This is a genomic window from Archangium sp. (assembly GCF_045802675.1).
In the GTDB taxonomy this organism is placed as follows: domain Bacteria; phylum Myxococcota; class Myxococcia; order Myxococcales; family Myxococcaceae; genus Archangium.
On sequence record NZ_JBJMQO010000150.1, the window covers coordinates 68,620 to 82,448 of the forward strand.

Consider the following 13,829-nt stretch of genomic DNA (forward strand, 5'->3'; position numbering starts at 1 on the left):
CGCTGCGATTACCAGTAGCGCAGGGCCTGGCGGAACAGCTCGGTGAGGACGGGCCGGGACATCTCGCGAGGGGCATTCTGCAGCAGGCGCTGCTGCGGGAAGGCGCCCTCCGTGAGCGCCGAGAGGTCCGCTTCTCCGTACCCCACGCCCCCCAGGCCGTTGGGGATGCCCACCGCGCGCATGAGCTCGATGAGCCTCCGGGCGAGCACCTCACCGGCATCCGCGGGCGAGGCCCCGCGCACGTCCGCGCCCAGGCCCTGCGCGGCTTCCAGGTGGCGCTCGGGGCTGACCTCGGCGGTGTAGCGGAACACGGCCGGGGCATTGACGATGACGGCCATGCCGTGCGGCACCAGGGGCTCGTCCCGCGGATAGCCCGAGGGCCGGAAGTCGCGCACCAGCCCGGCCACGGCGTAGGCCATGCCGTGCGGCGCGTGCACTCCCGCGTTCCCGAAGGCGATGCCGGCCAGCGTCGAGGCCCACATGAGCTGCTCGCGGGCCTCGTGGTCCTGCGCGTCCTTCACCCCGCGCACCAGGTACAGCCCCAGCAGGCGCAGCGCCTCACGGCAGCCGAGGTCGCTCCACGGATTGGCCCCCTGGCTCATGGGCCGCAGGCTCGGCCGCGCGGGCGCGGGACGGCGCACATAGGGCCGGGCGGTATAGGACTCCAGCGCGTGGGACAGCACGTCGAGCCCGCTGGCGGCGACCACCTCGGGGGGCAGGGTCGCGGTGCAGTCCGGGTCGATGAGGGCCTCGGTAGGCCGCAGCGCCGGCGAGGCGATGCCCGTCTTCGCCTGCATGGAGAGCAGATCGAAGATGGTGATGCCGGTGACCTCACTGCCCGTGCCCGAGGTGGTGGGACAGGCGATGTGCGGCCTGAGCGGGCCGGGCACCGCGCGCCCCTCCCCCACCGGCGCGTTGACGTAGGCGAGGAAGTCCGCCGGATGGGTGGCGAAGAGATTGGCCGCCTTGCAGGTGTCGATGACCGAGCCGCCACCCAGGGACACGTAACCATCCGGCCGCGCCTCGGTGGCGAAGCGCGCCGCGTCCAGGAAGGACTGGTCGGTGGGCTCGACGTGCACGTCGGTGAAGACGACCACGTCCAGCCCGGCGGCGATCAGCGACTGGCGCACCTTCTGGAAGTGCGGCAGCTGGGAGACTCGGGCGTCCGAGAACAGGGCCACGCGCTTCATCCCGAGCGCCCTCGCGCGATCGCCCACCTCCGCCAGACAGCCGCGCCCGAAGGTGATGCGTGAGGTGTCCACGGTGAAGGCGCTGTCGCAGCCCTCTCCGACGGGGTGGTAGTGGCAGCAGCCCATCGTCTCCCTCCTGAGCGTGGCGACCCCGAGGAGACCTCCGGGGCGGGCGGGCGCGCAGCCTAACAAGCCGCGCCCCGGCGCGTGGGCCTCATCGCGCACCTGGCGAACAGACGCGTGTCGTTGATGACAGCCGGACTCACCGTCGGCGAAGCACCCGGCCCGAGCCTAGCGGTAGCGCTCCGAGCCGCAGGCTTCCACCGCGGAGCTGGAAGCGGTGCTCCGGCTCGAGCAGGTCCACCGTGCGAGGCGCCATCTGGGCCACCGTCATCGAGCGGCCCGAGATGGTGGGAGACCCCGAGCTCGTCGAGGAGCTGAGTGCCCTGGTGCTCGGCTACCTGCGGCGTGAGCCAGGCCCCACGCCGCACCCGGAGCGCTGACGCCCGCTACGGCTTCACGGCCTCGCCGCGCTCCTCGCGGTAGATGTCCGCGAGCGCATGGGCCCGTTCGATCTCATCGCGCGCGGCATCCACGGCGAGCACCTTCTCGAAGCGCTCCACCTGCTCGCGCAGGGCGGTGGAGACGAGCCCTCCCACGGCGAGCCGGGCCGAGGCACTCTCGCGCTCGATGCGCAGCTCGGCCACGCGGTTGCCGATATCGGCCGCGGCCTCGAGCAGCAGTTGGCTGTCCTGCTCGGCACGGTTGAGCGCTTCGCGCGTGGTGCCCAGCAGGGACTCGGTCTGCACGCGGTCGCGCTCGAGCGCCAGGGCGATCTTCGCGTCCCCCTGCCCGTCCGCGATGGCCCGCCGCTTGGAGATGTCCTCCAGCCGCTTCACGTACCGCGCCTGCGAGCGGGCCAGGTCCCCCTTGAGCGCCAGCAGCGTGGCGGCGGACTTGCGGACCTCGGCCGCCTGCCGCTCCAGGTCCTCGATGAGCTGATCGAAGGCCGCGAGCGGATCCGTGGGGCGCTCGGGCTTCTTCGTCTTCGGCGTCTTCTTGCGCAACCAGTCGAAGAGCATGTCCGGGGGGCAGCCTACTCCAACGGACGGCAGAGCAGGCGCACGCGAGCGAGCCGCTCGTGCACCTCTGAACCACCCAGGATGAGCGCGGCCAGGTAGCGCCCGGGCGTGAGCTGGTACACCCCGAGCAGGTGCTGCAGGAGGGTAAGGCTCTCGGTGGCGCGGCGGTCCGCGGAGGCGAGCGCGGCGGCCTCGACGATGGCGTCGAGGATATCTGCTACGCGGGCGCTCACCTCGGGGCCGGGCGCCTCTCCCGTCACCTTCTCGGAGCCGATGCGCTCGGGCTCCGGGAAGAAGGCATCGAAGGAGGCCTCGGAGGTCACCGGCGCGGGCGAGGTGGAGCTCGAGCGTCCGGTGGCGAGCGCCTCGAGCGCGTTGAGGTGCGGGGTGAGCGCCTCGATGACCTCGGGGGTGACGGGCAGGTCGCGCGGCAGGAGGGTGCGCCAGGGGCTGTCGAACTCGGTCTTCGCCCACTGGATCTCCTGGTCGGAGAGGTGGTGGTAGAAGGCGCGGCCGCCGCGCTCGCGCTGCTCCTGGACGAGCGACTTGAGGTCCGGGTTCTCCTCGCCGAGCGAGATGAAGCTGAGCGCGATGTCCAGCGCGTCCATGGGCGCGCGGGTGCGGCGGATGAGCTCCAGGTCGATGCGGTCCTCGCCATCGGTGATGAGCACCACGGTGGCGCGGGCGAGGTACGGATCCTTGCCCTGCGCGGCGCGGATGGAGTCAAAGGCGGACATGAGCGCGAGGGTGATGTCCGTCTGGCCCTCGGCGGGCGAGTCGCGGAAGAGCTTCTCGATCTGCCGGGTGGCCTCGCGGGCGGTGTCCACGCGGGCCAGCTCGGTGGGGCTGTCGTTGAAGAAGGAGAAGTAGAGCGGGTCGAACGGCAGGCCCTGGCGCGCCTTGACGCGCAGGTTGTTGAGCTCGGCGATGATGATGGCGTCGCGGAAGCGCGCGCGGGCGCCGTGCATGGAGCCCGAGGCATCACACACGTACACGCGCACGGCGGTGCGCTTCATCTTCTTGGGCCGGAGAGGAGGCTCGTCCTCGAGGTAGGCGCGCACCGCCTGGCTGTGGCCCGCCAGGTCGTAGACGAGCATCCGGGGATCCGAGATGACGAAGTTCTGCACCTCGTGGAGGCTGCCCGTGCGCTCGAACGTCATGTTCTCCGTGGGGTACGGCACCCGGCGCGGCGCGGGGCGCACCTTCCGGGCGTTCACCTCGACGATCTCCTCGGTGAGCGCGTCCTCCACGTCGAAGTAGCGGCCACAGCCGGCCGCCAGCTCGAAGGCGGCGAGCTGCTCGGGCCGCAGCGAGAAGGCCAGGTCCGCGAGCAGCTCATCCGCGGTGGAGGACTTGGGCGGCTGCCGGAGACCTTTCTCGCCCTCGACGGCGGGAGGCGCCTCGCCGAACCAACGGGTCAGGTCGTCACGCTCGGAGGCCTCCAGTATGGAGCGCATCGAGTCGCGACGAGGCATCATCGGCTCGAGCGCCGCGCGGGCCGCCGCCGCCAGCTGAGGGTCATCCGCCTCCAGCGCGCGCTCGTAGAGTCCCCGGAGCGAGCGCCAGGCCATCCCCGGCTCGCGCTGCGCGGTGCGCCGCACCTCCTGCACCAGCGCATCCAGCGAGCGCGTCGCCGGCTGCTCCCGGACCCTGTCTCGCGCCTGGGCCACCTCGTTGCGCAGGGCCACGCCGCGGTCGCGGTCGTGCTCCATGCCGATGCGCAGGAGGATTTCGTGGGCCACGTCCAGGTCGCGCCGCTTCTGGACCAGGTCCTCCACGTTCTCGCGCGCCCGCTGGGCGAGGAACTCGGCCACGGCCATGCGGGCCTTGCTCGGGGCCCCGCGCTCGCTCCACACCGGGCCGGGCCGGGCGAAGATTTCCAGCTCGCCCTGCTCCTTCGGCGGGGGCGTGGGGGCCATGAAGAGATCCGCCACCCGGAGCACCCGGGCCAGCCGGATGAAGCCGCGCTCCAACGCCGTGCGCGCGCCCGGAGGCGTCCGGCCCGCGCGCATCATCTTCTCCACCGCGTCCAGCGTGCTCTCGTACTCCTCCAGCGCCTCGCCGGCCCGGGTCTTCAGGCCCGTGGCCAGGTCCCCTACCCGGCCCTTCCTCACGCCGAGCTCGAGCAGCAGGCGCGCGTCCGCGAGCGTGTGCACGCCCACCCGCTCCAGCGCCCGGTCGAGCGCCGTGAGCGTGGGCAGGGTCAGGTCCACCTCGGCCGGGGCGGTGAGCCCGAGCCACCAACCCCGGAGGCCCTCGAGCTGGGACGGGCTCCCCTGGAGCGCGTCCAACCGGAGCCGCAGACGTGCGAGCCTCGCGCTGAACACGCTTCAGCACCTCCTCACAGCGAGGCCCGCAGCTCCAGCAGTTGCTTGCTGAAGCGGGTGAAGTCGTCGTCGATACCGCGCAGCACGCTCTCCAGCTTGCGGGCGCTGTCTCCCAGCTCGCCGGGAATGGCGACCAGCACGCCGAGCACGCCCTTGATGCGCACCAGCTCGCCCTCCTTGAGCGTGAGCAGGGGGAAGCGGCTCTTCACCAGGCGATCGAAGATCTGATCCGCGAAGGCGCGGTTCTGGGCGGACTGGGGCGCGGGCAGCGCGGTGAGGAGCTGGGTGAGCCAGCTGCGCAGATACTTGATGCGCGTCTGGACGAAGGACAGCTCCACCCGGGCCACGGCGTCGCGGAGGGTGTCGGAGAGGAAGGACGAGGCGGAGGCCGGCCGCGCGAAGGCGAGCTGTCCGTCCAGCCCGAGCAGCGCGGTGAACTCCCCGTCGCGCACCTGCGCGGAGAAGTCGCCCCGGTAGAAGTTGTAGGCCTCGCCACTGACGGCGGCGTGGGGTGCGGGCGGAGGGCTCGCTACCTCGCGGCCGAGGCCCCGCACGTACTCGCGCAGGCGCGCCTCGATGATTTCGTGGCACTCGACGAAGACGGGCTCGGGAGCGAGGCCCTCGCGCCGCAGGTTCTCCGCCACCGACTGCACCGTGCGCGAGAACGGGTCGATGCGCTCGAAGGGCGTGGTGGACAGCACGTCCCGGGCGTAGGCCAGGCCGAGCGGCTGCAACAGCTCCTGCTTGAGGCCGCGCTGGGCGGGGTCCAACTTGCACAGGGCCGCCTCGAGCTGGGCGAGCCGGCGCGAGTCCGCCGCGAGCGCATCCAGTGGGTCCCTCCGGCCGCGCGAGCCAGAGAAGGCGGTCGTCGCACGCTGGCGGAGGGCGGTCACTGCACGCCGGCGCGCCTCGGTCTCGGCGGCCCGCAGGCGCACCACCAGCCCCGAATTGCCCTCGGCGAGCAGCGCCAGGAGCTCCCCTACCCGGCCCAGCTCCTCGGAGACGTTGTCCGCGAGCCCGGCGAGCGCGTCCAGCACCACCGTCTCGTCGAAGGCGAGGCTCTCGGCGTTGAGGGCCATGAGCTCGAGCGCCTGCATGACGAAGCGGCCCACGGCGTCACACACCGCCGGCAGCCGCTGGCGCAGCTCCGGCACCTGGCGGCACAGGTCCACCGTCTCCACGAGCGCGGAGAAGAGGGCCACACCCGCCCGGGGCTCGGAGCCCTCGACGGGTCCGCGCGCCACCCGCTGCTCCACCACCGCGAGCAGCCCGCGCGCCGCGCCCAGCAACGCCACCCGGTTGTCCGGATGCCGGGGCCCCGGGACGAGCTTCGTACGCAGCCGCTGCGCCGCCGTGGTGACGATGCCGGGCTGGAAGGTGCGCGCCAGCGCCTCCACCGTCTTGAGCTCCTCGGCCGCGCCCAGCGACGCCGCCTCGCGTTCCACGCCCGTGCCCAGCTCGGCACGCACCTTGGTCAGTGCCGCGTCGAAGGCCTTCTGCTCGATGCGGACGATCTCCAACTGGGCGCGCTCGCGCGGATCCACCGCCACCTTGAGGAGCGCCTCGGACTCCTCCGCCGGAGGCCCGCCGAGCAGGAAGAACCAGCGCAGGGCGTCCAGGTCCTCCACGGTCGCCTCGAGCGTCCGGTCCGGACGGCGGTAGAGCTGGTCTCGCACCACCGCGGCCTTGAGGGCCCAGAGCGCCTTCACCACCGAGCGCTGGGAGAAGTACTTGGTGGGGACGTAGTCGGGCAGCTTGGACACCTGGGCCGTGAGCGCGCGCTCCAGCTCGTCGGCGAGCATCTCGATGGCCTCGAGCAGGTGGCTGGAGACCTCCACCCGCTCCACCGCCTCCTGGAGCACGTCCAGCTGCTGCAGGGTGAGCGTGGCGCGCAGGTCCGGCCGCATGCCCCGGGCGAAGCGGTGCAGCATGGCCGCGCGGCTGGGGCGCCGGGCGAAGGACTTGGGCACGAAGGAGATGAAGCTGAGCCGGTCCGCGAAGGCCAGCAGCAGCTCCGGCGAGCGCGCCAGCACCTCGGAGAGGTAGCGGTTGCTCGTCATGATGGCGCACTCGGTGCGCCCGCTCGTCACCCGGCGCCCGTGCTTGAGCTCGCGCTCGTGCAGGACGTTGAGGATGGAGCGCAGGAGCATGTCGCGCCCGTCGAACACCTCGTCGAGGAAGGCGTGGGTGGCGCCCAGCATGCCGTCCTCGGTGATGAACTCGGTGCGGCCCGTCTCGGTGAGCACCTTGAAGTCCACCGGGCCGATGAGGTCCGTCTGCACCGTGGACTCGGCGATCTGCTTGGCGAAGAGCGAGGGCTGCCCCGTCTTCTCGTCCAGGATGCGCCCCAGCACCGCCGAGGCGATGGCGCTCTTGGCCGTCCCGGGAGGGCCCACCACGAGCACGTGCTCGCGGCACAGCAGCGCCAGCTCTATCTGCGTGAAGAGCGTCTCACGCTCGAGGTAGGCCTCGCGCAGCTCCTGGAAGAAGTGGCGGAAGGCCTGCGCGGCCTGGGGGTAGACGTGCGTGGGAGGATGGATCACGGGTGTCCGGCCTGGGAACAAGGGCACCCATCGTAGCCCTCCCCGACTCCGCATTTGAAGGGCGAGTCACCCCCGGCTCACGATTGACCCGGCCCCTGCGTGAACTCCCCTACTTGAAGTGCACGGCGCACGCGCCGTCCGAGCACGTCCGCCCCGCGATGCGGAAGCGGTAGCGGGCCACGAGCCCGTACACCCAGTCCGCCACCTGGCGCAGCCCCGGCACGTAGTAGACGAAGAGCAGCTTTCCGAGCGGCCTGCGCCCCAGCGCCTGCACCACCGCCTCGGCGCCCTCGAAGACCCGCCCATCCGCCTGCACGAGCTGAATGGCCTGCTCGCACCGCTCGGGCAAGATGCCGGGGAACGCCGCCAGCACGCCGTCCTCGCGGAACGAGCGCAGCTCCGTGCCGCGGCCTCCGAGCAACCGCTCGAACTGCTTCGCGGCCCCCCGGCACAGCCGGCAGTGCCCGTCGAACAGGATGACGTCATGCCCCGGGGGCGTCGTCGCCAGCGCCTTCATCGCTCTCCTCTCGCGCGGCCCTGCTGGGCCCGTGACTCTTCTTACGCTGCCGGGGACTTGGGGTCCCACGAAACGGAAGGGCCGGATGCTCCCTCGCGAGAGCTCCGGCCCTTCTGACTCCGGGTTTCAACCCGGTGGGTCACATCCCCTTACGACTGGCGGAACTCGGCGTCCACCACGTCGTCCTTCGGCTTGGCCGAGCTGCCCGGAGCCGCGCCCGCGTCCGCACCTGGAGGAGGCGGAGCGCCCTCGCCCGGAGCGCCACCGGTGGCCTTGTACATCTCCTCGGCCACCTTGTAGCTGACCTGCTGCAGGCGCTCCAAGGCGCCCTTGATGGCGTCCTTGTCCTGGCCCTCACGCACCTCGTTGAGGCCCTTCACGGCCGCCTCGAGGTCCGTCACGGCGGTGGCCGACAGCTTGTCGCGGTTCTCCTTGAGCATCTTCTCCGCGTTGTACGCCTGCGACTCGGCCTGGTTCTTCACCTCCACCAGCTCGCGGCGGGCCTTGTCGGCGGCCTCGTTCTCCTTGGCCGCGCGCACCATCTTCTCCACCTCGTCCTTCGCCAGGCCGGACGAGTGGGTGATCTGCACCTTCTGCTCCTTGCCCGTCGCCTTGTCCTTGGCGCTGACGTTGAGGATGCCGTTGGCGTCGATGTCCAGCGTCACCTCGATCTGCGGCACGCCACGCGGGGCGGGCGGCAGGCCCGTCAGGTGGAAGCGGCCGAGGCTCCGGTTGTCCCCGGCCATCTCGCGCTCGCCCTGCAGGATGTGGATCTCCACCTGCGACTGGCCATCCGCCGCCGTGGAGAACGTCTCCGACTTGCGGGTGGGGATGGTGGTGTTGCGCTCGATGAGCTTGGTCATCACGCCGCCCAGCGTCTCCACGCCCAGCGACAGCGGGGTGACGTCCAGCAGCAGGATGTCCTTCACCTCGCCCGCGAGCACGCCGGCCTGCACCGCCGCGCCCACCGCCACCACCTCGTCCGGGTTCACCGAGCGGTTGGGCTCCTTGCCGAACAGCCGCTTCACCGCCTCCTGCACCTTCGGGATGCGCGTGGAGCCACCCACGAGGACCACCTCGTTGAGGTCCTTGAGGTCCACGCCCGAGTCCTTCAGGCACTTGCGGCACGGCTCCAGCGAGCGCTCGACGAGGTCGTCGATCATCGCCTCGAACTTGGCCCGCGTCAGCTTCACGTTGAGGTGCTTGGGACCGGTGGCATCCGCCGTGAGGAACGGCAGGTTGACTTCCGTCTCCATGGTGCTGGACAGCTCGATCTTCGCCTTCTCCGCCGCCTCCTTCAGGCGCTGGAGCACCATCTTGTCCTTGGAGACGTCGATGCCGTTGTCCTTCTTGAACTCGGCGATCAGCCAGTCCATGAGCTTGTGGTCGATGTTGTCGCCACCCAGGTGGGTGTCACCGTTGGTGGCGAGCACCTCGACCACGTTCTCGCCCACCTCCAGGATGGAGATGTCGAACGTGCCACCGCCGAAGTCGTAGACGGCGATCTTCTCGTCCTTCTTCTTGTCCAGGCCGTACGCGAGCGCCGCGGCGGTCGGCTCGTTCACGATGCGCCGCACGGTGAGGCCGGCGATCTCGCCCGCGTCCTTGGTGGCCTGGCGCTGGGCGTCGTTGAAGTAGGCCGGGACGGTGATGACCGCCTCGGTGACCTTCTCACCCAGGTAGTTCTCCGCGGCGCGCTTGAGCTTGAGCAGCACCTGCGCGGAAATCTCCGGCGCGCTGTACTGCTTGCCATCGATCTCCACGCGCGCGTCGCCATGGGGGCCGCGCACCACCTTGTACGGGACGAGCTTCGCCTCCTCGGTGGTCTCCTCGTAGCGCCGGCCCATGAAGCGCTTGATGGAGTAGACGGTCCTCTCGGGGTTGGTGATGGCCTGACGCTTGGCCACCTGCCCCACCAGACGCTCCCCATCCTTCGCGAACGCGACGACCGAGGGCGTGGTGCGGGCGCCTTCCTCGTTGGTGAGAACCTTGGGCTCGCGACCCTCCATGATCGCCACCACGCTGTTGGTGGTGCCCAGGTCGATTCCGATAATCTTGCCCACGGTGTGTAACCTCCCGAAATAACTGCGGAAAAGTACCGCGAAACCCTCGAGTACCTCCGATGTGTGACCAACGTAACCACCCACCGGGGGGTGTCAAACCGCGTCAAACCGCGTTACGCGCGCGCCACCGGACCGCCACGGGTGCGTAACGCGCTCTCCACCTCCGCCACCCGCCGGTAGCAACCGGGCAGGCGTTCGATCAGAACCCGACGCGCCAAGTTCCTGGAATAATTGGGGATGGAGGGGTTAACGCCTCGCGTCAGCCATTGGCTGAGAAAGTGCACTGAGGGACAGCCGCGTTGCCGCGAGGCAGCGACATTGCCCCTACCCCCCTTGGAGGCAGCTCCATGCTGGTACAGCCACTCCGCTCCGTGGATCCGCGCCAGATTCCGTCCGTCACCGGTGCTCCCGAGCACAAGGTCGCGGTGCTGCTCAACGCCAATGCCCGCAAGGTGGACGCACGGGTGGTGAAGTCCCTCTCACACGTGGTGCCGGAGCAGGACCTGTTCCTGTCGCGCTCGGAGTTGGACTGCCGCCGCATCGTCCAGACGGTGCTCGAGCGCAACTACCCGGTGGTGTTCACCGGCGGTGGCGACGGCACGTTCCAGGGCTTCGTGAACGAGGTGTTCCGCCAGCTCGAGCCGCGGGGCCGTTTCTCCGGCAAGCGCGCGCCGCGCTTCGGCGTGCTGAAGCTGGGCACGGGCAATGGCCTGGCCACGTTCATCAACGCCGGCAACGGCTCGGACGGGATTCTCCAGGACGTGGTGCGGGCGCGCGCGGGCGAGGTGCCGGGCCACCGGCGGATGGATCTGCTGATGGTGGACGGGCAGCGCGCGCCGTTCGCGGGCCTGGGCGTGGATGGCAAGCTGCTCAACGACTACATCTGGGTGAAGAGCAACCTGGGCCGCGGCTTCTTCAAGAAGGTGCTGTCGGGCCCCGGCGGCTACTTCTCGGCGGTGGCCTTCAAGACGGTGCCGCACTACCTGACGAACTCCACCTGGGTGGAGTGCGAGATCATCAACGGCAAGGGCGGTGAGGCGTACCGCGTGGGGCCGGACGGCAACCCGGTGGGCGCGCCGATCGCCCCGGGGGCCACGCTCTTCAAGGGCGAGCTGATGATGGCCGCGGCGGCGACGATGCCCTTCTACGGGTACGGCTTCCGCATGTTCCCCTTCGCGGGGGAGCGCCGGGGGATGATGCAGCTGCGCCTGGGCCAGCTGCAGGCCACGAGCATCCTGGCGAACCTGCCGAAGCTGTGGACGGGCCGCTGGTTCCCCGAGGGCATCCAGGACTTCTACGCGAGCGAAGTGACGATCCGCTTCGCCCGGCCGATGCCCTTCCAGGTGGGCGGCGACGCGGCCGGCTACCGCGAGGAAGTGAAGCTGAGCGTGGCGCCCGAGTCGGTGGAGCTGCTCGACTTCCACGGCGCGGTGAACTGAACCGCTGAGCTACCCGCGATCACGCGAGGCCGGAGGCTTCTCTCCCGGCTCGCGGCGGCGGGCCACGGCGAACGCGTAGCTGGCGGTGGCCTTGCCACTCTCGCGGTGCAGGGCCATCTCCTCGTGCAGCCAGGTGGTCTGCTCGGCGGGCGCCTTGGCGAGGTGGGGCTCCAGCTCCCGGTACAGCGCATCCAGCTCGGCGTCCTGGAGGGACTCGACGGACTCGGGCTCGAAGCCCGAGTGCGCCAAAATCTGGAGCAGCTCGCGGGGCAGCACCAACCCGGAGCCCAGGCGGCGCTCCCAGAACTCGAGCACCGCGCGAGGCGTCACGCGGCCCACGCGCACCGGGTAGGTGAAGCCCAGCCGGCCCCGGAGGGCCAGCAGGGGCCGCAGGGTGCCGAGCGCGTCCGCCAGCGACATCAACACCCGGCCCTGGCAGAGGATGGCGTCGAACTCGCCCTCGCGGAAGGCGGGCCGGGTCAGATCCACGCGCCGCACCTCGACGCGGCCGTCCAGCGCGAGCGAGCGCACCTTGTCCCGCATGTGGGCGAGCACCAGCTCATCCGCGTCCGCGGCCACCACCGAGCAGCCGAACTCCTGGGCGAGCACCACGCTGGCCGGGCCGGAAGGGCCACAGCCGAGCTCCAGCACGCGGCCCCCCTCTTCCAACTGCGCCACCTTCGCGAAGCGCCGGGTCGCGGACTCGGAGCTGAAGGGGCGCCGAGCGTCACCAGGGAAGTAGAGCGGGAAGGGCTCGGCCGGACTCATGAGAAGCCCCTTCTACACCCCCGAATGCGAATCGCCAATTCCCCCCGCACGCCCGGCGAGGGGCCTCGGAAAGGGCCGTCCTCAGAGGTAGTAGACGACCCGCTGCTCCTGCCTCAGCCGGGTGTAGATGGAGCGCCGGTGCTCCTCGGACAGGAGGTACACGCTCACGCTCACCGACACATAGGTGCCCTTGCTGCTGGGCTGCTCACGGAGGGAGTCCGGGGAGATCTCCGTCCCCATGAGCAGCCGGAAGAGGCCGCGCACGTACTCGACGAAATCCGGCGCCTGCTTGCCCATGACCTTGAAGGTGTAGACGGTGGGGTACTCGATGAGCGGCTTCTTCTCCTCGCCGTCGCCCGAGCCCTGCGTCGTGACTCCCTCTGCCTGACCGTCTCCCTTCATGACTGCTTCCTCGTGTAGCGCAGGGGGCTAGAGGAGGTTGGCCGCGAGCTCGGCCAGGGCGCTGCGCTCGCCCTTGGCCATGGTGATGTGTCCCGCGATCTTCTCGTTCTTGAACCGATTGACCACGTGCACGAGTCCGTTGCTGGTCGCGTCCACGTACGGGTTGTCTATCTGGAACGGGTCCCCGGTGAGAATGATTTTCGTGTTGTCGCCCACGCGGGTGATGATCGTCTTCACCTCGTGAGGGGTGAGGTTCTGCGCCTCGTCGATGATGATGTACTGGTTGGGGATGGAGCGCCCGCGGATGTAGGTGAGCGCCTCGATCTCCATCAGCCCCAGGTCGATGAGCTCGTGGTAGCCCCGGCCGGCCTTCTTGTCGGCGCGGCTGAGGTTCATCAGGAACTCCACGTTGTCGAAGATGGGCTGCATCCAGGGGTTCATCTTCTCTTCCAGGGTGCCCGGCAGGTACCCGATGTCCCGGCCGAGCGGAAACACCGGCCGGCTGACGAGCAGCTTCTGGTACACGCTCTCCTCGGTCACCTTGTGGAGCCCCGCGGCGATCGCCAGCAGCGTCTTGCCCGTGCCCGCCTTGCCGACAATCGTGACGAGCTTGATCTCGTCATTCATGAGCAAGTCGAGCGCGAAGCTCTGCTCCATGTTGCGCGGGCGCACGCCCCACACGCCCCCCTCCTTCATGCCGCGCAAGAGCGGCACCACCCGGCCCCGGGACGCGTTGAAACGGCCCATGGCGGTGTGCGAGGGGTTGGCCTCGTCCTTGAGCAGCACGAACTGGTGCGGCGAGAGCGAGTCCTGCCCGGAGATCTCCACCTCCGCTCCGGGCTTGTACATCTGGTCGATCATCTCCCGGGAGACCAGGCGCTCGGTGAAGCCCGTGTAGAGCTCGGTGATCTCCACCCGCTCGGCGTCATAGTCCTCGGCGAGGAGGCCCAGCGCGTCCGCGCGGATGCGCAGGTTGGTGTCCTTGGTGATGAAGACGGCCGGCGATTGCGGCTCGCGCTCCATCAGATCAATGGCCACCGACAGAATCCGGTTGTCCATCAGGTTGCTGTCCGCCATGGACAGCGGCAGGTCCCTCTCGGTGAAACACACCCGGAGCGTGCCGCCATGCGGCAGGCGGATGCCGTCCTTCAGCGAGCCCTCTTCCCGGAAGGAGTCCAGGTAACGCGCCACCAGACGCGCGTTCCGCCCCAGCTCGGAGAGATCGCGCTTGAACTGATCAATCTCCTCGATGACGTAGATGGGGATGACGACGTTGTGTTCCTTGAAGCTGTAGATGGAACGAGGGTCGTGAAGAAGGACGTTGGTGTCGAGGATGAAGTTCTTTCGCATCGTGTGGAGCGCGACCTCGAAGTGGGTGCGACCGATGGAACCGCCCGTGCGGCTGGAATCCTGCTGACGGACCGCTTCTGCGCCTGAGTGCTCTCCTGAATATAGGTCGGGCCTCCCACGCAGGAAGCCCACCGGGGCCACCTGGAGG

The 13,829-nt window shown here is 69.9% G+C and carries 11 protein-coding genes; 2 read left to right on the top strand and 9 right to left on the bottom strand.

The window, feature by feature from the left end; all coding sequences use genetic code 11:
* Positions 1-8 precede the first annotated feature (8 nt).
* Positions 9-1,316: a hydroxyacid-oxoacid transhydrogenase gene (locus ACJ8AN_RS41950; RefSeq protein ID WP_407761268.1), complete on the bottom strand. Its 1,308-nt coding sequence runs from the start codon at positions 1,314-1,316 to the stop codon at positions 9-11.
* Between the two features lie 239 nt (positions 1,317-1,555).
* On the opposite strand from ACJ8AN_RS41950, the gene ACJ8AN_RS41955 reads away from it, so the two are divergent.
* A complete protein-coding gene (locus ACJ8AN_RS41955; protein WP_407761269.1) occupies positions 1,556-1,693 on the top strand; it encodes a hypothetical protein in 138 nt (45 codons plus the stop codon).
* A gap of 6 nt (positions 1,694-1,699) precedes the next feature.
* On the opposite strand, the gene ACJ8AN_RS41960 is transcribed toward ACJ8AN_RS41955, so the two are convergent.
* The 5 genes from ACJ8AN_RS41960 to dnaK all read right to left on the bottom strand — a co-directional run bounded on the left by ACJ8AN_RS41960 (position 1,700) and on the right by dnaK (position 9,722).
* Positions 1,700-2,272, bottom strand: coding sequence for a PspA/IM30 family protein (locus ACJ8AN_RS41960; protein WP_407761270.1), 573 nt, complete (start codon positions 2,270-2,272; stop codon positions 1,700-1,702).
* Between the two features lie 14 nt (positions 2,273-2,286).
* Positions 2,287-4,599, bottom strand: coding sequence for a vWA domain-containing protein (locus tag ACJ8AN_RS41965; RefSeq protein WP_407761271.1), 2,313 nt, complete (start codon positions 4,597-4,599; stop codon positions 2,287-2,289).
* 14 nt (positions 4,600-4,613) lie between these two features.
* A complete protein-coding gene (locus ACJ8AN_RS41970; protein WP_407761339.1) occupies positions 4,614-7,139 on the bottom strand; it encodes an AAA family ATPase in 2,526 nt (841 codons plus the stop codon).
* 112 nt (positions 7,140-7,251) lie between these two features.
* Positions 7,252-7,659, bottom strand: coding sequence for a thiol-disulfide oxidoreductase DCC family protein (locus ACJ8AN_RS41975; protein WP_407761272.1), 408 nt, complete (start codon positions 7,657-7,659; stop codon positions 7,252-7,254).
* A gap of 149 nt (positions 7,660-7,808) precedes the next feature.
* Positions 7,809-9,722: a molecular chaperone DnaK gene (gene dnaK, locus ACJ8AN_RS41980; protein ID WP_407761273.1), complete on the bottom strand. Its 1,914-nt coding sequence runs from the start codon at positions 9,720-9,722 to the stop codon at positions 7,809-7,811.
* Positions 9,723-10,069: 347 nt separating this feature from the next.
* Between dnaK and ACJ8AN_RS41985 the strand changes: the two genes are divergently transcribed.
* Positions 10,070-11,161, top strand: coding sequence for a diacylglycerol/lipid kinase family protein (locus ACJ8AN_RS41985; RefSeq protein ID WP_407761274.1), 1,092 nt, complete (start codon positions 10,070-10,072; stop codon positions 11,159-11,161).
* A gap of 9 nt (positions 11,162-11,170) precedes the next feature.
* Here the strand turns inward: ACJ8AN_RS41985 and ACJ8AN_RS41990 are convergent, their stop codons facing one another.
* The 3 genes from ACJ8AN_RS41990 to ACJ8AN_RS42000 form a co-directional block, all read right to left on the bottom strand.
* The gene (locus ACJ8AN_RS41990; RefSeq protein WP_407761275.1) at positions 11,171-11,929 is read right to left on the bottom strand and encodes an SAM-dependent methyltransferase; all 759 of its coding nucleotides are present in this window, start codon (positions 11,927-11,929) and stop codon (positions 11,171-11,173) included.
* 81 nt (positions 11,930-12,010) lie between these two features.
* A complete protein-coding gene (locus ACJ8AN_RS41995; RefSeq protein WP_407761276.1) occupies positions 12,011-12,331 on the bottom strand; it encodes a YbeD family protein in 321 nt (106 codons plus the stop codon).
* 27 nt (positions 12,332-12,358) lie between these two features.
* A complete protein-coding gene (locus ACJ8AN_RS42000) occupies positions 12,359-13,681 on the bottom strand; it encodes a PhoH family protein (protein WP_407761277.1) in 1,323 nt (440 codons plus the stop codon).
* Positions 13,682-13,829: the final 148 nt, after the last annotated feature.

Excerpts from the sequence above, each read along its gene's own strand:
- ACJ8AN_RS41985 (WP_407761274.1), top strand. The coding sequence starts at position 10,070 with ATGCTGGTACAGCCACTCCGCTCCGTGGATCCGCGCCAGATTCCGTCC.
- ACJ8AN_RS41960 (WP_407761270.1), bottom strand. The coding sequence starts at position 2,272 with ATGCTCTTCGACTGGTTGCGCAAGAAGACGCCGAAGACGAAGAAGCCC.
- ACJ8AN_RS42000 (WP_407761277.1), bottom strand. The coding sequence starts at position 13,681 with ATGCGAAAGAACTTCATCCTCGACACCAACGTCCTTCTTCACGACCCT.
- ACJ8AN_RS41975 (WP_407761272.1), bottom strand. The coding sequence starts at position 7,659 with ATGAAGGCGCTGGCGACGACGCCCCCGGGGCATGACGTCATCCTGTTC.
- ACJ8AN_RS41990 (WP_407761275.1), bottom strand. The coding sequence starts at position 11,929 with ATGAGTCCGGCCGAGCCCTTCCCGCTCTACTTCCCTGGTGACGCTCGG.
- ACJ8AN_RS41995 (WP_407761276.1), bottom strand. The coding sequence starts at position 12,331 with ATGAAGGGAGACGGTCAGGCAGAGGGAGTCACGACGCAGGGCTCGGGC.
- ACJ8AN_RS41950 (WP_407761268.1), bottom strand. The coding sequence starts at position 1,316 with ATGGGCTGCTGCCACTACCACCCCGTCGGAGAGGGCTGCGACAGCGCC.